Annotated in this window: 22 protein-coding genes and 2 riboswitches; of the genes, 10 read left to right on the plus strand and 12 right to left on the minus strand. The window is 38.2% G+C overall.

Annotated elements, in window-relative coordinates; translation table 11 throughout:
• Positions 1 to 52: 52 nt before the first annotated feature.
• Together D8M04_RS12305 and D8M04_RS12310 are read right to left on the minus strand one after the other, a co-directional pair.
• The gene (locus tag D8M04_RS12305; RefSeq protein ID WP_121523409.1) at positions 53 to 607 is read right to left on the minus strand and encodes an SLOG family protein; all 555 of its coding nucleotides are present in this window, start codon (positions 605 to 607) and stop codon (positions 53 to 55) included.
• Positions 608 to 689: 82 nt separating this feature from the next.
• On the minus strand, positions 690 to 1169 hold the full coding sequence (locus D8M04_RS12310) for a CotD family spore coat protein (RefSeq protein ID WP_121523411.1): 480 nt from the start codon (positions 1167 to 1169) through the stop codon (positions 690 to 692).
• A 330-nt stretch (positions 1170 to 1499) separates the two neighbouring features.
• Between D8M04_RS12310 and D8M04_RS12315 the strand changes: the two genes are divergently transcribed.
• A complete protein-coding gene (locus D8M04_RS12315) occupies positions 1500 to 1886 on the plus strand; it encodes a hypothetical protein (RefSeq protein ID WP_147436804.1) in 387 nt (128 codons plus the stop codon).
• Positions 1820 to 2626 carry a membrane protein insertase YidC gene (gene yidC / locus D8M04_RS12320; protein ID WP_121523415.1) on the plus strand — a complete coding sequence of 269 codons (807 nt, stop codon included), beginning with the start codon at positions 1820 to 1822 and terminating at the stop codon, positions 2624 to 2626. The genes D8M04_RS12315 and yidC overlap by 67 nt, the downstream gene beginning before the upstream one ends.
• Positions 2627 to 2732: 106 nt before the next feature.
• Here yidC and mscL read toward each other — a convergent pair whose 3' ends face one another.
• The 4 genes from mscL to D8M04_RS12340 form a co-directional block, all read right to left on the minus strand.
• A complete protein-coding gene (mscL, locus tag D8M04_RS12325; protein WP_121523417.1) occupies positions 2733 to 3125 on the minus strand; it encodes a large conductance mechanosensitive channel protein MscL in 393 nt (130 codons plus the stop codon).
• Between the two features lie 308 nt (positions 3126 to 3433).
• A complete protein-coding gene (locus D8M04_RS12330) occupies positions 3434 to 3586 on the minus strand; it encodes a small acid-soluble spore protein P (protein WP_121523419.1) in 153 nt (50 codons plus the stop codon).
• Between the two features lie 194 nt (positions 3587 to 3780).
• Positions 3781 to 4707, minus strand: coding sequence for a manganese-dependent inorganic pyrophosphatase (locus tag D8M04_RS12335; RefSeq protein WP_121523421.1), 927 nt, complete (start codon positions 4705 to 4707; stop codon positions 3781 to 3783).
• 114 nt (positions 4708 to 4821) lie between these two features.
• Positions 4822 to 5343, minus strand: coding sequence for a hypothetical protein (locus D8M04_RS12340; RefSeq protein WP_121523423.1), 522 nt, complete (start codon positions 5341 to 5343; stop codon positions 4822 to 4824).
• Between the two features lie 151 nt (positions 5344 to 5494).
• Here D8M04_RS12340 and D8M04_RS12345 point away from each other — a divergent pair, with 151 nt between their 5' ends.
• Entirely contained in the window at positions 5495 to 6610 is a 1116-nt protein-coding gene (locus D8M04_RS12345; protein WP_121523425.1) for an NAD(P)/FAD-dependent oxidoreductase, read from the plus strand.
• Between the two features lie 138 nt (positions 6611 to 6748).
• Here the strand turns inward: D8M04_RS12345 and D8M04_RS12350 are convergent, their stop codons facing one another.
• Entirely contained in the window at positions 6749 to 8212 is a 1464-nt protein-coding gene (locus tag D8M04_RS12350) for a SulP family inorganic anion transporter (RefSeq protein WP_121523427.1), read from the minus strand.
• A 212-nt stretch (positions 8213 to 8424) separates the two neighbouring features.
• Positions 8425 to 9057 carry a hypothetical protein gene (locus D8M04_RS12355; RefSeq protein ID WP_121523429.1) on the minus strand — a complete coding sequence of 211 codons (633 nt, stop codon included), beginning with the start codon at positions 9055 to 9057 and terminating at the stop codon, positions 8425 to 8427.
• 205 nt (positions 9058 to 9262) lie between these two features.
• On the opposite strand from D8M04_RS12355, the gene D8M04_RS12360 reads away from it, so the two are divergent.
• The 4 genes from D8M04_RS12360 (at position 9263) to D8M04_RS12375 (ending at position 14095) form a co-directional block, all read left to right on the plus strand.
• Positions 9263 to 9841 (plus strand): Maf family protein, encoded by a 579-nt coding sequence (locus tag D8M04_RS12360; protein ID WP_121523431.1) that lies wholly within the window; start codon positions 9263 to 9265, stop codon positions 9839 to 9841.
• Between the two features lie 160 nt (positions 9842 to 10001).
• Positions 10002 to 11288, plus strand: a complete 1287-nt coding sequence (locus tag D8M04_RS12365; protein WP_246001232.1) for a lysine N(6)-hydroxylase/L-ornithine N(5)-oxygenase family protein — start codon at positions 10002 to 10004, stop codon at positions 11286 to 11288.
• A gap of 443 nt (positions 11289 to 11731) precedes the next feature.
• Positions 11732 to 12838: a sporulation integral membrane protein YtvI gene (ytvI, locus tag D8M04_RS12370; RefSeq protein ID WP_121523433.1), complete on the plus strand. Its 1107-nt coding sequence runs from the start codon at positions 11732 to 11734 to the stop codon at positions 12836 to 12838.
• Between the two features lie 30 nt (positions 12839 to 12868).
• Positions 12869 to 14095, plus strand: a complete 1227-nt coding sequence (locus D8M04_RS12375; RefSeq protein ID WP_121523435.1) for an MFS transporter — start codon at positions 12869 to 12871, stop codon at positions 14093 to 14095.
• Between the two features lie 184 nt (positions 14096 to 14279).
• On the opposite strand, the gene D8M04_RS12380 is transcribed toward D8M04_RS12375, so the two are convergent.
• Positions 14280 to 15341, minus strand: coding sequence for an LLM class flavin-dependent oxidoreductase (locus D8M04_RS12380; protein ID WP_121523437.1), 1062 nt, complete (start codon positions 15339 to 15341; stop codon positions 14280 to 14282).
• A 147-nt stretch (positions 15342 to 15488) separates the two neighbouring features.
• A riboswitch (SAM riboswitch) is annotated at positions 15489 to 15594 on the plus strand.
• Positions 15595 to 15687: 93 nt separating this feature from the next.
• On the opposite strand from D8M04_RS12380, the gene D8M04_RS12385 reads away from it, so the two are divergent.
• Positions 15688 to 16014, plus strand: coding sequence for a hypothetical protein (locus tag D8M04_RS12385; protein ID WP_121523439.1), 327 nt, complete (start codon positions 15688 to 15690; stop codon positions 16012 to 16014).
• Positions 16015 to 16101: 87 nt separating this feature from the next.
• Positions 16102 to 16201, plus strand: a riboswitch (SAM riboswitch).
• A 106-nt stretch (positions 16202 to 16307) separates the two neighbouring features.
• The gene (locus D8M04_RS12390; protein WP_121523441.1) at positions 16308 to 17417 is read left to right on the plus strand and encodes a 5-methyltetrahydropteroyltriglutamate--homocysteine S-methyltransferase; all 1110 of its coding nucleotides are present in this window, start codon (positions 16308 to 16310) and stop codon (positions 17415 to 17417) included.
• Positions 17418 to 17601: 184 nt separating this feature from the next.
• Here D8M04_RS12390 and D8M04_RS12395 read toward each other — a convergent pair whose 3' ends face one another.
• Both D8M04_RS12395 and D8M04_RS12400 read right to left on the minus strand, forming a co-directional pair.
• Positions 17602 to 19164, minus strand: a complete 1563-nt coding sequence (locus D8M04_RS12395) for a PTS sugar transporter (RefSeq protein ID WP_121523443.1) — start codon at positions 19162 to 19164, stop codon at positions 17602 to 17604.
• 171 nt (positions 19165 to 19335) lie between these two features.
• Positions 19336 to 20289: an aromatic acid exporter family protein gene (locus D8M04_RS12400; protein WP_158595122.1), complete on the minus strand. Its 954-nt coding sequence runs from the start codon at positions 20287 to 20289 to the stop codon at positions 19336 to 19338.
• Positions 20290 to 20490: 201 nt separating this feature from the next.
• On the opposite strand from D8M04_RS12400, the gene D8M04_RS12405 reads away from it, so the two are divergent.
• Positions 20491 to 21726 (plus strand): mechanosensitive ion channel, encoded by a 1236-nt coding sequence (locus tag D8M04_RS12405; protein WP_121523447.1) that lies wholly within the window; start codon positions 20491 to 20493, stop codon positions 21724 to 21726.
• 54 nt (positions 21727 to 21780) lie between these two features.
• Here D8M04_RS12405 and D8M04_RS12410 read toward each other — a convergent pair whose 3' ends face one another.
• Positions 21781 to 22317 (minus strand): GNAT family N-acetyltransferase, encoded by a 537-nt coding sequence (locus tag D8M04_RS12410; protein ID WP_121523449.1) that lies wholly within the window; start codon positions 22315 to 22317, stop codon positions 21781 to 21783.
• Positions 22318 to 22419 lie beyond the last annotated feature (102 nt).

Here is a 22419-nt window from a genome sequence, read left to right on the forward strand (position 1 = left end):
AGCGTAAGGCTTTAGCAATTATATAACTTTAGCCTACCAAAAAATCCTTCATTCACCCCCAATAATCCGGATTCGCCATTCTCATTTCCTCTACTACATCCTCTAAATCCATTGGGGTAATCAATAGAATCTCATAATTATCAGCTTTTTTGGCATACTCATAAAAATATTTACTACTGCCCTGAAATTCCTCATCCATTAATATAAGACAGGCGTCACTCTTATCGATAAGCCACATGTTTTTCGCTCTGAATTGATAGGCTCCCTTGTAATCTCCTTCATAGAGCGGCTTATAAAAATCAACCACAAAGGTGAGCTCTTGATATTTCTCCTTTAAATTATCTGGCCAGCGGCTATCCTGGTTTTCAAATGGAGGAAATATCGCGATTTGAATATCATAAGTTTCTTTTAAATCGAGCACTACTTCAGCAGTCCATAATTCTACCCCCATTTGTCCACTGACAATTACCCATTCTAAGCCCTCTTCTTCAATTAATTGAATCAATCGCTTTTGAATAGCGGCCTTTATAACTGTGACACGCGGATCATCTTCTTTGAAAATCCCCATTTCCATTGGTTTATAACCTGTTACCGTGACTACTTTCATCGGAGAGCCCCTTTCATTCTGCTTGTCCTGTATTATTTAAAAAGAAAAGCTGGCATCATTTTACCAGCTCTCTTCCATATTATCACCATTTATGAGGTTTATTCCAATGTTTTCCATAACCTGGTTGCATTGCTCCTGCTACTTGACCTGGTCCAAAGCCTGGACCCATCCCTCCTGGGCCATAACCTGGGGTCATTGCTCCAGCTACCTGACCTGGTCCAAAACCTGGCCCCATTGCTCCTGGTCCATAACCTGGTCCAAAGCCTGGACCCATCCCTCCTGGTCCAAAACCTGGACTCATTACTCCTGCTACTTGACCTGGAGGTGTTGGTACTTCGTATGATGGTCCCATGATATCTACACTGTTTGTTACATTTTCAAAGGATGTAGAATGCGGGAACGTGTGTACATTTTTTACTAAGTGGTGATTAATGACATTTGTATGGGATGGATGCACCTGCTTTACTGTACTTTCAGAACAAGTATGAACATTATTAACCATAGTTGGATGGACAATACAAATTGGACAACCACAATGTGGTCCATGATGTCGACGTCTCATAAATAAATCCCCTTTCTTCTCTTAGTACACTAATAACCTATGACAATCATCATTAGCATGTATAAGCGAGTACCTATTTTTATTATTATTTTTAGAAAGGGCATTACACTAGTTAGGCGAGGATAAGCCTTCTTCACAGCTGAAGCTAGCTATTCTGCTATGTAAATAGGTCCACTCTTTAGTACTACTCTTTGTACATCAGACCTCATCCTTCTCGAACTTAAACAAAAAACCCTCCATCTCGTCCCATTTTCCAATTGCTAAAAAATGAAACCTGACATAAGATTAAAACGTACAATTAATTATCTAGGACGGAAAAGGAGGTGAATATTGATGTTCTTGGAATTAATTAATGAGCTATTTAGTGATTTTTCTCCAGTTTATATTTATTTAGGTTTTCTAGCATCGATTGTTTGTCTGGAGTTATTTCAAGTTCACTTTGATGAAAAGTTAACAAAGAACGAATTACGCATTCGCAGGATTCATGATATGCAATTCAGTTTAATCCCGGCATATGAAGTCCCTCCCCGACTGAGAGATTTCCGCAGCTGGTTTAGTACCATAGTGAAACGAATCGCTGCGCCAGATGATGATACAGATGCACCATCCTTCTCGAGAATATTATTGAATAAATTTCGAGGAGGAAAAATATGGAACGAACATCATTATTCACTTTCTTTAAAAGAACAAGTATTATCACCATCATTCTATTATTAGTCCTATTGGCAGGCTGCCAAGGAGCAGTAACGGAACCAATTGAAGCTGGCACAACTGGCGTTTTTAATCACTATTTCATCTATCCCTTTTCTGAATTAATTAAAGGCATTGCATCCTTGTTTCATGATAATTATGGATTATCGATTATTATTATTACTTTCATGATTCGTATTGTATTAATGCCGTTTTTCTTAAAGCAAACCAAATCAAGTGTTCAAATGCGCGATAAGATGTCTGTCATTAAACCTGAAATGGATGCCCTTCAAGAAAAATACCAGAACAAACAAGATAAAGAATCACAGATGATGAAGCAGCAAGAGTTAATGAATCTCTACCAGAAGCATGGAATGAACCCATTGGCAACGCTCGGCGGCTGCTTACCAATGCTTATTCAGTTTCCGATATTAATTGCCTTTTACTATGCCATTCTGCGCACGCCAGAAATCGCAACCCATTCGTTCTTATGGTTTAATCTTGGACAAACTGATATATGGATTACCTTGTGTGCAGTGATTATTTATTACTTTCAATTTAAAGTATCTCAACTTGGCATGGACCCAAAAATGAAACAGCAAATGGCCATAATGGGAATTATTTCTCCGCTAATGATTGGCTTTATCTCTTTCTCTGCACCTGCTGCCCTGCCTTTATACTGGGCAGTTGGCGGATTATTTATGATAGCTCAAACGATGATTGTGAAAAAATTCTACACCTCTAAAGACAGTGACACGGCTTCCTAGAGTGGATAGAGTTTAGAATCTGAAATGAGAGAAGAATACCGCTTTCAGTAATTATCCTGCTTATAAAAAAACTTCCATCCTTCAAACAGGGTGGAAGTTTTTTATATTAGGCTTTATTGTTTTGCTCTTGCAATAAATCACGAATCTCGGTTAATAGCTGCTCTGTCGGTTCTAATTTTTCCTCTACCGCTTCTTCTACTGGTTCTTCTTTACGCTTAAATCGATTAAAGAAACGGATCACAAAGAAAATGGAAAACGCAATGATAAAGAAATCTAAAATTTCTTGAAGAAACGTACCATATAAGACCTCGGCATCCCCGACATGAATCTTCAGATCTGTAATATCAATCCCACCAATTAGCATCCCAACTAGAGGCATAATAATGTTATCTACAAAAGAAGAAACTATGGAACTGAATGCGGTTCCTATTACAACCGCCACAGCTAAATCGATAAAATTACCTTTCTTAAACGCAAACTCCTTAAATTCTTTCCACACAATTACCAGCTCCTACTTATAAAGTGAATCTTATTAACGTGGGGCTTTTCCCACTTGAATACCAGATAAACGAATTGGCTATTTGACAAGAATACCTCCCACTTACTTTTTTCTGATTCTTAAAATGGGGGATCTTACAGCCAGTTATCTTAGGATAAATCGTTCCAGAAGCTATTGTAACGTATTATGATTGGAAAAACGAAGACATTCGCTCTTCTCTTAAAGAAGAACTCCTTTTTCGTGCCATAATTATTTTAAAAAGAGTAAAAGAGCTTAATCGAGATCGATATAAGCTCTTTTAGTTATAACTACATATCATGATGCGTATTATGATTTTGCCTCGAATGATTTGCATTTTTTACTTTTTTAGACCCTGCTAGGGGCTCTCCATACGGTTGCTGCGGACTTTGAGGAAGACGAGGCTTTTCCTGTTGCTTTGGTCCCTTTGGTTTTCCTGCCATATTATACTCCTCCTTTCACTGCTTCTAGTTTTCGATGATTTTATAATAATATGCAATACTTACTGTTGTTTCTAATAGGCAGAAGTAGATAACCCTAAATGGCAGATATAAAGCGAAACTCTATTAGGTGGTGGTCTCACGAGAAATAAAAAAAGAGGCCCACATTGATATGAAGATGTGGGCCTCTTATAGGTTTATTTTGTAAATTCCTCTGTTAATACATTGACGATTTGTTTCTTTCGTGAAACAACACCTTCAAGGAATGCACGATTATTTTCTAATGTTACGCCATAGCCTGATTCTACTTTGCTTGCACTAGTTCCAAGAGCAAGTACCTCAGAGTTATTGTTTAAGATGTCAGTTACTACAAACAGGAATAAATCTAATCCTTTTACAGATATAATTCTTTCTATCTCAATTTCAATATCTGCTTGATTTTCATAAACTTTGCTAACATCTACCGCATTTACTTGAGCAACCTCAACTTTTGCATCACCCATAGCAAACTCTTTCGCATCCATTGTTACTAGGTCTAATGCTGTCTTATCACTTAGATCTGCACCTGCTTGGAGCATAGCAAGACCATATTCTTCTAAGTTAACACCAGCGATGGAAGCTAATTCATGTGCAGCATCTACATCCTGCTTTGTGCATGTAGGAGATTTTAATAATAATGAATCAGAAATTATAGCAGACAATAATAATCCTGCCATTTCTTTAGGAACCTCTATTCCATTTTCTTTATACATTTTATTAATAATGGTTGCTGTACATCCTACAGGCTCCGCACGGAAATATAAAGGCTCTTTTGTTTCAAAGTTCATGACACGGTGATGGTCAATCACTTCTACAATTTTGGCATCTTGAATATTTTCTGCACTTTGCTGAAATTCATTATGGTCTACTAGAATAACATCTGTACCTTCCTCCACTTTACTGATTAATTGTGGAGCTTCTACTTGGAAGTAATCAAGTGCATAAAGTGTTTCCTTGTTAATCTCTCCAAGTCTAGCAGCTTCTGCAGTTTCCCCTAATTTGTTCTTCAAGTCTGCATATACAAGTGCAGAACAAATGGTATCTGTGTCTGGGTTCTTATGTCCAAAGATTACGGTTTTCGCCATCTCACATTCTCCTTTTATGTATAATAATCTTGTTCTGTATGATATTCACTATTAGAATAGCAAAATTAGACTATGTTCCATGAAAATTTTATCACAATGGAAATCGTTATTCAATTACGCTTCTTCATTTTTCCCGTAATTTAAAATAGCTTCCACTCTTTGCGGGTCATGAACTTCTTTTGCAGCAGGATCATTAACAGAGACAACTTTTATGTCCGTATTTAATGGTCCCTCATAGTCCTGAACCTTTACTTTACAATAGCCTTTTTCAGGGCTAGGGGTAATTTCCAGAATAGCCTTGCCAGCGTATAGGTCATAAATTTTTTCTTCATCCTTCTCCGTTAATTCCCATGGCTCTGAAATAGATTCTACTGGAGCAGTATTGGTCTTTTGCACTTGAACTTGTGAGGTCTCTGGTGGGCATTGCGTGGTTCCAAAGCTACCTAACTTTTTTGCTAATTTGTCTACCTGCTTAATTACTTCAGATAAGGCAATGATAATAACGCCATCCCTCGTTGTATAAAACATCGTTTGGAGAAAGTATGTCCATTCAAATGGAGGATTCATGCCTCCCTGATGATATGGCAGCATATAATTTGCTTCTCGATAAGCGGTATAAGTACCAAAAACAATCATCACAATACCTATATAAAATAATATCGTTGCAACTATATTTCTCCCTTTAATATTAATTCCCCCTTATACTTATCTACATATCATTTTACATTTTCTCTATCTATTTTTATAGTGAAAGTAGGAAATTTATTCAGAACAGGTGTGTTTACAGATGAAGAAAAAAGTAATTGTTGTCGGTGCTGGTATCTTAGGTGCAAGTACCGCATATTTTTTAGCAAAAGAAGGGACAGAGGTAATCGTCGTCGACCGGCATGATGATGGTCAAGCAACTGATGCCGGTGCTGGTATGATTTGCCCATGGACCTCGAAGCGCAGAAATAAAGCATGGTATCGATTAGCAAAAGCAGGCGCACGTATGTATCAGACTCTTGCAGAAGACCTCGCGAGTGAGGGGGAAACAGATATTGGATATGCCCAAGTAGGTGCGATTAGTTTACATAAGGATGACGAAAAAATAAAAGAAATGCATGATATTGCGGTAAAGCGCAGAGAAGATGCGCCGGAAATTGGGGAGGTTAACATACTAGACGAGGATCAAACGAAGGAAATGTTCCCATTTTTAGCAGATGGATTTAAGTCCGTATATATTTCAGGTGCGGCTAGAGTAGATGGGAGGAAAATGAGGGATGCCCTGATCCGATCTGCCAAAAAACATGGAGCAATCGTAAGGAAAGGCGATGCAAGTCTTATTCATGAGAATTCCCGAGTTATCGGAGTTTCTGTGGATGGTGAAGTGCTTCATGCAGATATTGTTCTTGCGGCAACTGGTGTATGGATGGATTCGCTGCTGAAACCACTTGGAATCAATTTCCGTGTTGATTCACAAAAGGGGCAGGTCCTTCATGTCAATCTGCCCAACCACGATCAATATAATTGGCCAGTCGTTATGCCTCCAACCGGACAGTATATCCTTTCCTTTGACGACAGAATGGTTATCGGAAGCACACATGAAAATAAGAAGGGCTTTGATTACACAGCAACGATAGGTGGGATGTATGAGCTTCTTAGCAAACTTGCACCCATTGCTCCTGGTCTTATGGACTGTACACTATTGGAATCAAGAGTTGGATTTCGCCCATTCACACCGGAGTATCTTCCTATGATTGGAAAAATCCCTGATTATGAAGGATTGCTGGTAGCAAACGGACTAGGCTCTTCCGGTTTAACAACAGGACCATATTTCGGAATGCAGCTCGCAAAATTAGCTCTTGGGCAAGAACTTGATATTGATTTAGCTGATTATGATATAAAAGGCGCATTGAAATAGGTAAGAAGCAGAGTTAAACTTTTAAATCTAACTCTGCTTGACTTCTGTCAAGAAGGTTAGAAACATGGCACTTTAGTAATTCACTCATTTCACTAACAAAAAAAGGCAGCTCACCCCCAAGGTGATAACTGCCTTTTTCTAATTTTGACCTGTGGCTTTCGTAAAGCCGCCTATTTTATCTTTTAATTGCATACTTTCTCCGTTTAATCCGGTGTACACAACTTGAATGCCGTTCTGCTCAAACTTTGATTCAATTTTATCCAAAGCTCCAATTGCTGAATCATCCCAAAGGTGGGCTTGGGTTAAATCAATTTCAACCAGATTCATAGAATCAGTAAAAGTAAATTGTTTAGAGAAATCACTAACTGATGCAAAAAACAATTGGCCTTCTATACGATAGATACGTTTTTGCCCTCGTAAATCTACTTCTTCCGTAACTTTAACTTTCGAAATCTTAGCTGCAAAGAAGATGGCACTTAAAAACACACCAGCTAAGACCCCTTTCGATAAGTCTTGCGTGATAAGCACAATTCCAACTGTTGCCACCATTACAATGGCATCTGTAACTGGGATTTTATGCAGAGTTCTTAGTGAAGTCCAATCAAAAGTACTGATAGAAACCATGATCATAACGCCGACAAGTGCTGCCATTGGAATTTGTACCACTAACCCTCCAAGCACTACGATTAAGAACATTAAAAAGCTACCTGCTACCAGAGCAGATAAACGTCCTCTACCACCAGACTTTACGTTAATAACAGATTGGCCAATCATGGCACAACCAGCCATTCCGCCAAAGAATCCGGCTACAATATTCGCAATCCCCTGTCCTCTAGCTTCTTTATTTTTATTGCTTTCTGTATCCGTCATATCGTCCACAATGTTAGAGGTTAATAACGTTTCAAGTAAACCTACTAATGCTAAGGATAGTGAGTAAGGAAAAATAATCATTAATGTCTCTATGTTGAAAGGAACATTTGGTATAAGGAAGACCGGTAATTGCTGAGATAATTCTCCCATATCACCGACCGTTCTTACTCCTAGATTCGCTGAAATTGCAATGATGGTTACTACTATAATTGCAACCAAAGTAGATGGAACAGCAGTAGTGATCTTAGGAAATAGATAGATAATAGCTAATGTCAGTGCTACCAGGGCGTACATCACCCAAGTTTCTCCAACAAAATGCGTCAATTGTGCCATAAAGATGGTAATCGCTAAGGCATTAACAAACCCGACCATCACCGAACGTGGAACGAATTTAATTAAGTCCGCCAATTTCAATACACCAAATAGGATTTGAAGAATCCCAGTTAAAATGGTAGCTGCCAGTAGATATTCTAATCCATGCTGTGCAACTAAGTTAACCATTAACATCGCCATAGCACCTGTTGCAGCAGATATCATTCCCGGACGACCTCCGACAAATGCAATCACTACAGCAATACAAAACGATGCATACAATCCAACCATTGGATCCACACCAGCAATAATGGAGAAGGCAATCGCTTCAGGTATTAATGCTAAGGCAACAACTAGCCCTGCAAGAATATCTCCTTTGACATTGCCAAACCATTCTCTTCTAAGTTGTTCTATATTCAAGTGTTTCCCTCTTTCTATTTTATTTTATCAAGCTAGCTTTAAGCTTGAGCCGTCAAAGACCATCAAATGATAACATAATGCTTGACTTTTTCAAAACCCAAAGAAAGCGGAAACACCAATGATAGACACTTTTTTCCTTCGTTTTACTGCTTATCTCTGTCTATTTAAGGATCTGCACCAGATTAACCATTAGAAGAATATTCAAACTCTTACTACCTCATTTGTTTTACTGTTTGAAAAGCATTTTTTAATAATTTCGGGTATGGGATAGACTTTGTATGGAGGGTATCCAACTGAGTGATAAGCGATGCGGCTATATATTCAGGAAAATAAATAAGTTCTTGTAGAGCTATATTAGTATTCTCTCCAATTGGAAGGAACAAGCCAGCTATCATTTCTCCTTCTTTTGGAAAATGATGATTATGAATGGGAATAATAGATACATGTACATCTTTCTTAAGAACATCATAGGTGACAAAAACTTTGCCACTCCTGCTATCAGCTTTACTAACTAGATAAAAACTGTGCTTTACTCTTTCCCAACCTATTAGTATTTCTTTTACTTTTTCTCTTTTCTTTTCTAACTCCGCTCTTTTATACTGGAAGTATTGCTGATATATGGTTGGTTGAGAGTCCCCGTTTTGCGAACAGAAAATATACCAATAGAATAGTTGTCTGAAAACAGTTCTCTCAAGTTCTCTGCATATATCCATTCTTTCCATTTGTTTTTCTGCTTCAGTTAGAATTACTGAACTATAACGATGGATTGCAAAATCAACGACATCATCTAATATATCAAACAATTCTTCATGTAAGGCATTTGGAAAATATAAAACTCTGCTCATGATTTACCTCCTCTACTCTCTCATCTTATTGATGAAACTTAGGAGTGTAAAATAGACAAAATGCTGATTTCATATAGGTTCCTTACCGAAAATCAAGCTTTCACTAGGGGAAAAACACCTTATAGTACATCCAAAGTATTTCATACTATCATTTCTAATATAATGCTACATTTAAAATAACTTCATAATCATAGGAGGTTCCATTATGTCTAAAAAATTGATTCTCGCTTCTTCATCCCCAAGAAGACAGGAGCTTTTATCTCAAGTAAAGATTCCTTTTCAAATTCGCAAACCAAATATTGATGAATCACAAATAGATACCAACAATCCAATCGATAAAGTACAACAATTGGCAGCTCTGAAAGGGCAAGCTGTAGAAATGAAAGAAGCAAATGAAGTTATTTTATCTGCAGATACGGTAGTGGCTTTTCAAAATAGAATTTTCGAAAAGCCAAAGAATCATCAAGATGCCTATGAAATGCTTAAAGCTTTAAGTGGATGCGTCCATGAGGTCTATTCAGGAATCATGATTCGTTCATTAGATAGAGAGGAAATGATCGTCGAATGTACCAATGTCGAATTTTGGCCTCTGACGGATGAAGAAATCCAGTGGTACTTGTCAACAAAGGAACCCTTTGACAAGGCAGGTTCCTATGGCATACAGGGGATTGGCTCTACGTTTGTAAAGAAGATTACTGGTGATTACTATAATGTTGTTGGCTTGCCACTTTCCAGAGTAGTAAGGTCACTGCGAGAATTTGGTATCTATTCGGAAGGAAACTGACAATCCTTTAGAATAGGAAGAATGCCATTTAGAAAAACTACCTAACGAACATTTTCAACTGTAGTTAGATCATTTTTCATTCACCTTCGTTCTCTTTTGTTTTAATAACCCTTTAAAAGGGTAAGTAATTTAAAGCGTGAGTCGAAAGGTGAGTGATATATTGAGCGATATTTATGATTTTATTGGGATAGGCATTGGTCCTTTTAATCTAAGTCTTGCTGCTTTAACAGAGGACATGGCTGACTTAAATAGCATATTCTTTGAAGAAACATCAAAAATGGAATGGCATCCCGGTATGTTAATTGAGGGGACCAATCTGCAGGTTCCATTTTTAGCAGATCTCGTTACATTTGCTGACCCTACCAGCCCATTTAGTTATCTAAACTACTTACATAAGCATAAACGGTTATATCCTTTTTTCTTTTATCATAATATGGAAGTTCCGAGGCATGAATATAATGATTACTTACAATGGGCGGCAGGGCAAATAGACCGGCTTCATTTTGGAAAAAGAGTAGTAGATGTATGGGATGAAGAGGATCATTACAAGGTCAGGGTGCTTGATTTGGATGCAGAGGAAACGGAAGAGTATCTAACGAAGCATATAGTCATGGCAACAGGCAGTGAGCCTCTTATTTTAGAGAATATGCATGGATTTCCACATAAAGATGTCTTGCACACAAGCCGTTATCTCTATGAGAAAGAAGCCTTATTGAAGGCAGACCATATTACCATTGTTGGATCAGGCCAGAGTGCTGCGGAAATTTTCTACGATTTATTGGAGGAGCGGGAAAACAAAGAATTTCTTCTTACATGGTTAACACGCTCTGAGGGAATCTTTCAGTTGGAGTCAGCGAAGCTTGGGCAGGAATTCTTTTCGCCAGATTACGTTAATTATTTTCACCAATTGCCATTTAAAAAGCGAAATCAAGCATTAGAAACTCTAGAACCGTTACGGAATGGAATTGATTATGAGACATTAAATGGGATCTATGAGCTGCTTTATCATTATTCGATTGGTGGAAAAGACCCAAAAGTGACCATCCAGCCTCTGGTAGAAGTAAATAATATAGAAAGAGATAAGGAAGCGTATAATCTATCCTGCCGTCAATGGCAAGCAGAGAAAGATTTTAACTATCATACGGAGAAGGTCATCTTAGCTACTGGCTATAAGCCACATATCCCCGACTGGTTTATGAAACGTTACAAAAATAAAGTAGAATGGGAGGATGAGCTGATGTTTAACGTATCGAGACACTATGAACTCGTTTTTAAGAAAGAACGTGCGAATCGCTTTTATGTTGTCACAAATATAGAGCATTCTCATGGAACAGCAGCTACTAATTTAGGTTTGTCTGTACAGCGGAATATGGAAATTATCAACCATCTTACTGGCGAGAAGCGATTTGATACCGACGGCCCTTTCGTTTTTCAGCAGTTTGAGTAAATATAGTGAAGGAAGAGCTATTTCGAAAAGTGCTGAGGTATATTTGCTCTGCTACGGGCATCGTCAGGTGTTGTCGGTAGCAGGGTTAATCACCGAGAAATCTTAGGGACGATTCTCGTTACACGAGAATCGTCTATTTTTATGAACGGTTTCTTCGGTATCTTTCTTTACCGCCCGTCATTTCATTTAGTTGTTCCTTGTTTTTATTCTTTTTCTTTTTACCTTTACTCATCTTAACCCCTCCTTCTTGTTTAGTTTGAACTTAAATAATATATTCATGTATGAAGAACAAATCTCAGCATCCACAAGCTAGAACTCTCCGTCCATTTTGATATTTTTACATTCATACTTCTTGCCGATTTCTCATTTCTTGTCTAAACTTGATTTATATAGTAATATATCTGATTATTATCTATTTTGAAAATGGAGAGGAGCTCCTTAAATTGAATCATCCAAAACTGCAAATCATTTTACGAATATTAATGGTACTTATTTTAACAGTTATCGGAGTATTTCTTCTTTATCAATTTTTAAGGCTTACCTATCCATTTCTCATTGCCATGCTTTTTGCATTTCTAATCAACCCAGTTGTTCAACTGTTAGAAAAATATATTCGATTCCCACGCCCACTGGCTGTACTCACAAGTCTGCTTCTGCTGTTTGTAATTGTTGGTGGTATTGCAACCTATGGAATTATAAAAATTATTCAAGGGTTCCGTTATTTATCCGAAATGGTCCCAAACCAGATCGAACAAATTTCTTCTGCTATTCAGAAATACTTCAATGAATACATACTGCCACTGTGGAATCAAGGAGAAGGCTTTATGAATAACCTGGAATCTTCCCAACAGCAAGCGCTTCAAGAAGGAATACAGTTAATTGGAACAAACCTTGCTTCCGTACTGGGTAACCTAGGGCAAGCAATAGCCAATGGCCTTTCCTCTTTTGTAGGTGCACTTCCAATCACATTCACTGTCATTATTTTTACGATTCTTGCTATCTATTTTATCAGTAAGGATTGGAATAAATATAAAGCCAGTCTAAAGAAAAAATTACCATCCATCATTCAAGAACAAACCTATGATGTTCTAAAAGACTTAAAAATGAAAGTATTTGGCTTTTTAAAATCGCAAATTATTCTAATGAGTTTAACTGCATTTGTTTGCTTAATTGGACTGTTTGTTTTGAGAGTCGATTATGTACTAACCCTTGCTGTTATTCTTGGATTACTTGAACTTCTACCTTATGTAGGACCGGGTCTGGTCTTAATTCCGTGGGCTGTCTATGTGATTTTTACTGGAGATATTTTCCTCGGCATTGGATTATTTATCCTTTATGCATGTACTGTAACGGTCCGCCAGATTTCAGAGCCTAAAGTACTGTCTTCTACATTAAAATTAAATCCGTTAGCGATTCTTATTTCCTTTTTTGTCGGATTACAATGGTTTGGATTACTCGGGCTTGCTATTGGACCAATATTGCTTGTTATCCTTATTTCCCTTTACGAGGCGAGAATATTTGATGGAATATGGGAGTATATAAAGGGCTAAAAGAATGAATAGCTAGAAAGAAGGCTTATAATGGACAAAACAATTCATAAGCAAGTTACTTATCAGGAAGAAAACAAAACCTTATACCAAATTCTTTTTCTTATAGGTCTTTGTCATCTTTTAAATGATTCACTGCAAGCGGTCATTCCAGCTATGTTTCCCATCTTAGAAAACTCGATGGGGCTATCGTTTACTCAGCTAGGACTTATTGCTTTTACCTTAAATATGGTTTCATCTGTCATGCAGCCGCTAGTCGGTACCTATACGGATAAACACCCGATTCCTTTCGCTCTGCCAATTGGCTTAGCAAGTAGTATGGTTGGTATGCTTGGATTGGCATTAGCTCCCAACTTCTGGTTGATTCTAGTATCTGTCATTTTTATTGGGCTTGGCTCAGCCGTTTTTCACCCAGAAGGCTCCCGCGTAGCCTATCTAGCTGCGGGAAACAAAAGAGGACTTGCTCAATCGATTTATCAAGTTGGTGGAAATTCTGGGCAAGCGCTCGCCCCCCTGATTACTGCCTTAATTCTGGTTCCTTTAGGGCAAAAAGGGGCACTTTGGTTTACCATCATCGCAGCCATAGCAGTAGGTATTCTTACATATATTGCTAGGTGGTACGCTGGACAACTGCAATCTATAGCTAGTAAAAAGAAACAGACTACCAGCAGGCAGCTTGACAAAGCCATGTCAAAAGCGATTAAAAGCGCACTTCTTGTTCTTATTTTCATCGTGTTTGCTCGTTCCTGGTATGGTGCTGCTATTTCAAACTTTTACGCTTTTTATGCAATTGACAACTATAACCTTACGATTGCCAATTCACAAGTTTACATCTTTATCTTCCTTGCGATGGGGGCAGTGGGGACATTTTTAGGTGGTCCTTTAGCAGATCGATTTGGTAGAAGAAATATTATATTATTCTCTTTTGTAGGTGCAAGCCCGTTAGCTATTCTATTGCCATATGTCGGTTCTGAGTTTGCTATGGTGCTTCTAGCAGTAATTGGAGTAATCTCCATGTCGAGTTTTTCCGTTACCGTTGTTTATGCACAAGAACTTGTTCCTGGAAAGATCGGTACTATGTCTGGCCTCATTGTTGGTTTAGCTTTCGGGATGGGCGCAATTGGCTCCGTAGCGTTAGGTTCCTTTATCGACAGCTTCGGACTAACAGAAACAATGATTATGGCTTCTTTTCTTCCACTATTAGGATTTCTTACTCTTTTATTACCAACAGACGAAAGAATTCAAACATGGTATAAATAAAAGTGCAAAGGCGGAAGCACCCGGGTAGCGACTTACGGAGGTGAGAGAAGTCTCGCTACAGCTTTAGCGCTGGAGCTGGATGTGGCCGTTCTTCAAGCAAAAGTTATACATAGATAAAGTAATTTATAATTTTCTTAGCAATAATAAAAGCGGTCCGTGATATAACCACAAAACCGCTTTTTGTTTATTCTTCTTGCCCATCTGCTTCCCATTTTGCTACTTCTTCGCGCACCATTGGGGCAACTTCTTTTCCTAGCAATTCAATTGCCTTCATCACATCTGCATGAGGCATAGAGCCCACAGGAACATGAAGCATAAAGCGTGTAATACCGACATTTTTCCGTAAAAAGATGATTTTCTCCGCAACGGTTTCTACGTCCCCTACATATAAAGCACCTTCCAAGCTCCGTGCTTGATCAAAGGTTGTTCTAGTGTATGGCCCCCAACCACGCTCTTTTCCTAATACATTCATTGCTTGCTGTGTTGGTGGGAAGAATTTTTCTGCTGCGATTTCCGTCGTTTCTGCAACAAATCCGTGAGAGTGTGATGCTACAGTCAGCTTAGAAGGATCATGACCATTCCTTTCTGCAGCACGTTTATATAACTTCACAAGTGGTGCAAATTGCAATGGGCTCCCCCCGATAATTGCCAAAACAAGTGGAAGACCAAGCAACCCTGCCCTCGCAACTGACTCAGGTGTGCCTCCACTCGCTATCCATACAGGTAATGTTTCCTGAACTGGACGTGGATAAACCCCTCGATTTTGAATCGCTGGACGGTGCTTACCACCACTCCAGCTAACTATTTCGTTTTGACATATGTTTAACAGCAAGTCTAGCTTCTCATCAAATAGGTCGTTATAATCATTTAAATCATAGCCAAAAAGCGGGAACGACTCAATGAAAGAACCCCGCCCTGCCATAATCTCTGCACGTCCATTGGAGATGGCATCCACTGTAGCGAAATCCTGAAAAACCCTTACTGGGTCGGCAGAAGATAATACCGTAACCGCACTTGTTAATCGTATCTGTTTGGTTTGAGATGCAGCAGCAGCGAGAATAATTGCTGGGGCAGAAGCCGCATAATCTTTGCGATGATGCTCTCCCACACCAAACACGTCCAACCCTACCTCATCAGCTAATACAATTTCTTCAACAACCTCGCGTATTCGTTCGGCGTGGCTAATCACTTTTCCTGTATGTACATCAGGAGTGGTTTCTACAAAAGTTGTAATCCCTAGTTCCATTTTACTGCCTCCTTTAGAGCCGGTATGAATGTTATGTATTTCGTCTCTATCTTAGTTTATTTCAAGGTCTTTTGGAAGAGAATTGCATTGGCTCCTTCCTGGTTTACAGTTCAAATCGTTTCTGATACAATAGAAACTAATTAAATAAGGTTATCAAGAGTGAACGAGAGTACTGGCTCACTGACTTCACAGCAACCTGCCACCCGAGGCAAGGTGCTCCTACCAGCAAAGCATTTGCTTTGGATGATAATGATCGGCATAAGCTCTTTGTTGCATCCTTGCAACAAAGAGCTTTTTTCGTTCCCGTTCTTGACTGCCTTAAGAAATGTTATAAGGAGGAATTAAAATGAATACAACAGGAGCAGTAAGAGGTATCCTGTCCAGAAATCTGAGCAACGAAGATTATTTATATGGTGTGGTTAAAACGATTAAAAAACAGCTTAGAGAGTGGAATCCAAACTATGAAGTGGAGTTTGTAAAAAAAGAAGCTTATGAGTTGATCATCAAAAATGAAGGAGCAACCTATAGAATAGTTATAAGTGAAGAAGAACTAGATACCCTCCAAAAACTATCCCCCTATTCCCTTGATCGCAGAATTTGGTCTGATTTAGAACAACAAGGTTTGGAAATCATTAGAGGAAAAGGGAATTATATCGACAATGTATTTAAATAATATGAAAAGTAACTAAAGTTAAAAAAATAAGCTTGACTTACTCTATAAAACCTATTAATGTATAAATTAATAAAATAATTGTGAAAACTCTTATCCAGAGAGGTGGAGGGACTGGCCCTTTGAAGCCTCGGCAGCAGACTTAGAAAGTACTGTGCCAATTCCAGAAAGTTTTACTTGAAGATAAGAAGAGTGACTAATGATGATACATCATCCCCTCTTCTTATTCATGGAAGAGGGGATTTTTGATTTAGTGTCTTTCGCAATTAAAATATCAAATGGAGAGGGAGAAAAACATGACAAAGACATTAGTAAAAGCACCGTTTCGTGCGGATCATGTGGGCAGCTTACTACGACCAGAAAGTATTCATAAAGCAAGAAAGGATTTTCAAGAAGGGAAAATCTCAGCGGAACAGCTTCATGAAATTGAAACAAAAGAAATAAAGCGCATAGTAGATAAACAAATTGAAGTTGGTTTACAGGCTGTAACAGACGGGGAGTTCCGCCGCAGATTCTGGCATACTGATTTCCTGGAACACCTAAATGGCGTGGAAGGCTATGTTCCAGAACAAGGCTATCAATTCGTTGGAGTAGAAACAGAAAAATATAATATTCGCGTCACTGGAAAGATTTCATTTAACCCAGATCACCCTTTTGTTAAAGACTTTATCGAGTTTCGAGAGATTGTCGGAGATCGAGCCGTAGCCAAGCAAACTATCCCGAGTCCAAATCAATTATTTAACGCCGGAGTACGTAACTTAGATATCTATCCTGATATTGAGGAGTACGCAAAGGACATTATTCAAGCGTACCGAGACGCAATTCGAGCATTTTACGATGCTGGATGCCGTTACCTTCAGTTAGATGACGTCTATATTGCTGGTCTTTGCGCACCAAATATCCCTTTCAATGATAGTGGGTATTCCAGAGAACAGCTAATACACCTTGCACTGCAGGTTGCTAATGGTGTATTAGAGGACCAGCCTGATGACTTAACCATCACAACTCATTTATGCCGTGGAAATTATCAATCAAAATGGGCTTTTGAGGGGACTTATGATAAAATTGCCCCTTCCTTCTTTGCTAATGAAAAAGTAGATGGGTTCTTTTTAGAATATGACGATGAGCGTTCTGGTGATTTTAAACCATTAAATTATATTCCAAAAGGCGGGCCACAAGTAGTGCTTGGTGTTTTTACCTCCAAATCGGGTGAGCTTGAAGACAAAGAAGTCATCAAAGCCCGTGTTGAGCAAGCGGCAAAATACGTACCACTGGATCAGCTTTGCATTAGTCCACAGTGTGGATTCGCTTCAACACACCATGGAAATATTCTAACAGAGGAAGAACAATGGGAGAAACTTAAGCAGATTGTTGACCTTTCGAAGGAGATTTGGGGATCAAACTAACAAATTCAATAATGAAAAAAGAGATCGTTCTCATTTCTATGAACGATCAATATACCATAATCTGACATTCGTTCTTCCTCCTTTTTAAGCTATACATTTTAGCTAAAGTAAGGTTTAGGCACCAAGTCTAATAATAACAAAAATGACCTTTCCAAAGAGAGGTCATTTTTTATCCTGCTAAAAGCTATTCCTTTACTCCCGACTTACTCATACGATTTGCTAGCAATGTAATTACAAACGACAATATCAATGAAGCAAGCATGGCAATTACAAAGCCTAAGGCATTATTGGATAGGAATGGTGCGGCAAAGGTAGGTAAGTAAGCCGTTCCTCTGACATCAAAGAGCCCAACTAATGCTCCACCCACACCTGCAGAAATAATTGCACCAGCGAAAACCATCTTATTTGAAAACATAAACGGATATGCAGCTTCTACAAATGTACCAAATCCCATGTTTACTAAGAACCCAGGTGTTGCTGCTGCAGCTTCCCCTTTGTCTCTTGGTGAAACTATATTTGCCAAGTTTATCCCTGCAGATACAAGAACTAAGCCAACCATATCAATTGCTCCCAGGAAGCTCGCACCGGTTTTCTCCATTTCAAGTAATACAATAGGCAGGATTGCAGCATGGTAAACACCCCCAAGAATCGCTGGCCAAATAAGTAACCCACCTAATAGCCCTGCAAGAACTGGGTTGAAATCTATCGTTGCTTCAATTGCTAATTTAATTCCATCACCGATATATAAGGCTATTGGAGCAAATAAATAATAAACTGCCATCCCTGAAATTAAACCAGCTAATCCTCCTGCAACAATATTGACTGTCGTCATTGGAAATTTCCACTGAATCGTTTTATAAAAGAAGAATTGGACAAGTAACCCCGCTAATATACCACCAATAATTCCTCCAATAATTCCACCATTAACAGATAATACACCAGCAACAACGCCAGCAACAATCGATACTTCTTCCAGATTGGATACCTGTTTTGCTGCAATTACAGCAATGATGATAGGTAATGCTTGTACGATGATATCAAAAACAGATTGAAGACCTGATAATGCTGGTATTTTGCTCAATGCCAGAACAATGGCCATTGCAATAAATCCTGGCAATGCCGAGACCATGATTCCTCGTAGATTAATATTCTTCCAAATACTTTTCTCTTGTGGTGAAGCTTGTTCACTCACCGTTCCAATTACTGGTTTATATTTCATTCCCCAATGCTTAGCAAGGGACGTCATAAACGATATCGCTCTTGTACGATTCGTAGTTCCAGTTGTCCCAGACTGGGCAATAACATTCGCTCCCTTAGAGCTAATGGTCGCCATGGAAGTACCACCTGTACCAACGATTGGAATCTGCTTCTCTATTGCAGCTGCAATCGTTTCCTTATTGGCTCCAGACGGATCAGCACTCATCACAATTAATGCCTCTACTTCTCCTTTTCGTATTCTCTCAGCAAGCTTCATATCCTCACTTTTAGCCGCTTCGTTTATTTGCGATAAAGAAGATGTATTTGTTTTTACAGGCTGTCCCATTTCGTTTGCATAATACATTGCTGCATTCGTAGTATTCTTGGCAGCATCCATTGATGACTCTGCAGCAATAAACTGAATGGCTGCAATTTCTGTTCCTGCTGCCTCGCTTTGTGTCAAAATTTCCTGAAGTAATTTATCTGGATTTCTGCCACCTAGATTAAATAAATTTCCCCCACTGCTGCCGATAATCGCTATCTTTCTCACTTTTTTCTCTCCTCTGATGTTTCCAAACGATTCTATAATTTATCATTTTACCACAGTAAAGCGATAAAGTCATGAAGTATTTTCACTACCTAATAAGCCTACTGGAGTGCAGAAAAAAATGGAAGAATAAAAAGAGAATTGGTATTACCCAACCCTCTTTTTATTCCTCCATTACGAAAAGAGCTTTCTTTTTATATGTAAATAATTTTCAATCTCATAAATTAAGTAAAATAAATTTGCTCTTATTTCAAATTCTTCTCTCGTCTTAGGCAAATCGGTTTCGCGAATGGCGGCCATACATTCTTCTAATTTATTTAAGGAAGCTTCTGTTGTATTTCCGGAATGCACATTTTCACTTAAATATTCAAGAAAATCGGCAAACATTTCCTTCTGTTTGACATTCATTCCAACGCCAGACACTTTCGATACAATTTTAATCATACGTTTTAGTAAGTCTAATTGGTTCTCTCTCATCTCGAGATAATAATAATCCTTATTTTGTTTTCTCATGATATGATTTTCAACATCCTGAATGGCAATGCCCTTGGATACATTAATAATTTCCTCTACCTGAAATAGTTCTTTTCCATCCCAATCCCGTTCACTATCTCGCAAATGAGCGGAGAATTCGTATAGAATAACTCCGAACTTATCCTCGATCTCCTTCTTATATGTTTCGATATCTCGCTTATAGTTTGGCATAAAGCTATTAACAAGTAATGCAATGCCCATTCCTATTAAGATAATGTAGAACTCATTTAAAAAGACATCTAACGTGAAAGCCGTCACCGTGTATACATGCAAAACAACAACCATACTAGTTACAAAGCCGCCTTGAATACGGGCTTTCACAAGGAGTGGAACAAACAGCAGTATAAATACAGAAAAAACAATCGGGTTGTAACCAAAAATCTCAAAGAATATGCCCCCAAGAACCAAGGATAAAAGGGAAGCGAAAAACTTTTTCTGTATTGTATTTAACGTCTTTCTTTTCGTCTTCTCAATACACATAATAACGATTATTGCTGCGAATGTAGCAAATTCTAATTGCAATAAACTGGCAATCCAGATCGCAAGCCCAGCCCCAATAGCTGTCTTTAACGTCCGGTAGCCCATACCTATCATATTAAGCACCATCCTATTATCTAATATATAAATAGTTGCATATATTTTGGAATCACGCAAGAAATGTTCTAACTCTATAGGTCTTTTGTTATCGGCAAAAACCATACTTTTCTACCAAATCTTTCTTTTTTCGTAAATTAGCTGTTTGATAATTGGAAGGTGGGGAATGAAATAGTTAGAAATAGAAAAGGAGAGGATTACATGAACGAATTAGAAAATTCATTTCAGCACATGCTGAATAACATTATCCAAGCAATACCAAACGTTATTGCTGCACTATTACTTCTACTATTAGCATGGGTTGTAGCAATTATTGCAAAAAATATCGTACAAAAACTATTTGTTAAAATAGGTGTTCATAAGGCATTAAGCAGGACTTCTTTAGTCAAGGATGATGTCCATGGTAAAAGTATTCTGGAAAATGTCGGGAAAATAGTATATTTCCTAGTATTTATTCTATTCCTGCCAGCAATTCTGGATGCCTTAAGTATGGATTCGGTGTCTGAACCTATCTCAAATATGATGAACAAGCTACTTGGATTTATTCCTAACCTAATTGCGGCGGCTCTCATCTTAATCATAGGTATTTTCTTAGCTAAAGTTATTAAAGATCTATTTGTAAAATTCTTTCAAAGTTTAAACTTAGATAGATGGTTTAATAAAGTCCATCCTAACAACGCTGGAGGTATTCAAGCACAAGCAACTCTTTCTTCGGTTCTGGGCAATATCATTTACATTCTAATTTTAATTCCAATCATCACCATTGCATTGGAAGCATTAAATATTCAAACGATCTCAGAACCTATTCAAGCGGTATTAAACGATGTACTAACCATGATTCCCAATATCTTTGTGGCAATTATTCTGGTTATCGTTGGTTATTATCTAGCTAAGCTTCTAGGAAATCTGTTAACAAACTTGTTACATGGAACTGGAATCAATAATATCTATCAATCTCTAGGAATCAATAAGAATGGTACGAAACCAACTCTAGACCTAGCAAAACTATTAGGTACTATTGTACAAGTGTTGATTATCCTATTCTTTACGGTGGAAGCATTAAATGTTCTGCAACTTGAAGTATTGAATACAATTGGTGATGCATTGCTTATTTATCTGCCATTCCTAATAAGTGCCCTAGTTATTCTAGGTGCTGGACTAATCCTGGCAAATTTATTAGAAAACTGGATAAAAACCTATACCAATAGTCCTTTTTCAGCTGCAGTCGTCAAGTGTGTGATTATCGTCTTTGCCGTATTTATGACATTAGATCAATTACAATTCGCGAAATCCATTGTTAACATTGCGTTCCTTCTGATTCTTGGAGGTCTTATGGTTGCCTTTGCTATCTCATTCGGTATTGGTGGGCGCGAATTCGCGAAGAACCAATTAGCTAAGCTAGAAAGGAAAATGAATAAGGATAAGTTTGATCAATAATAAGTAGGGAGGTTTCTTGCCTCCCTATTCTATTGTTCACCAAGCATATCATTTCTAATTAAGGGGATTCCTTTCCTTGACCTCTGATTCGATATGAATCTGAAAGGCTTTAACCACAATGCCATCATCTGCTGGGATAAAGTCAAACTCCGGTAATCGTACAAACCCTAAGTTTTCGTACAATTGGATGGCATCCTCCATAAAATCAGAAGTATGCAAGCCAATCTTCTTATGCCCCCTGTTTCTCGATCGATTTATGCATTCAGATAAAAGTGCTGTTGCAGCACCCTTTCCCCGCATTTCAGAGGATACAGCAAGCATTCGGATTTCGGGATATTCTGAATCACTCTCAAGAATCCCATTGTATAAATCTATCTTAGGCGGGAATACCGCCACGGTCCCAATTATCTCTCCCTCTAATTCAGCTACAATTCGGTCTACTCCCTGCTCTAAATCTGCATCTGATGCTATTTGCTCCTTCAATATTTCCCAGTGCTCTTCAGGAATTTTATGCTCATGTTCTTTATAGGCCGCTAACCTTAGATTCTTAATTGTCCCATGTTCATTTACTTGCGCATCACGTATTCTCATCTTTTATTCTCCCATTCCAAATCCAATTATATTAAACTTATAAACTTACTATGTTTAAAATAATAACTTGAAATGAGTTAAAAGGCTATGAAAAAGATTGAA

Source organism: Oceanobacillus piezotolerans (assembly GCF_003665065.1).
Taxonomy (GTDB): Bacteria; Bacillota; Bacilli; order Bacillales; family Amphibacillaceae; genus Oceanobacillus; species Oceanobacillus piezotolerans.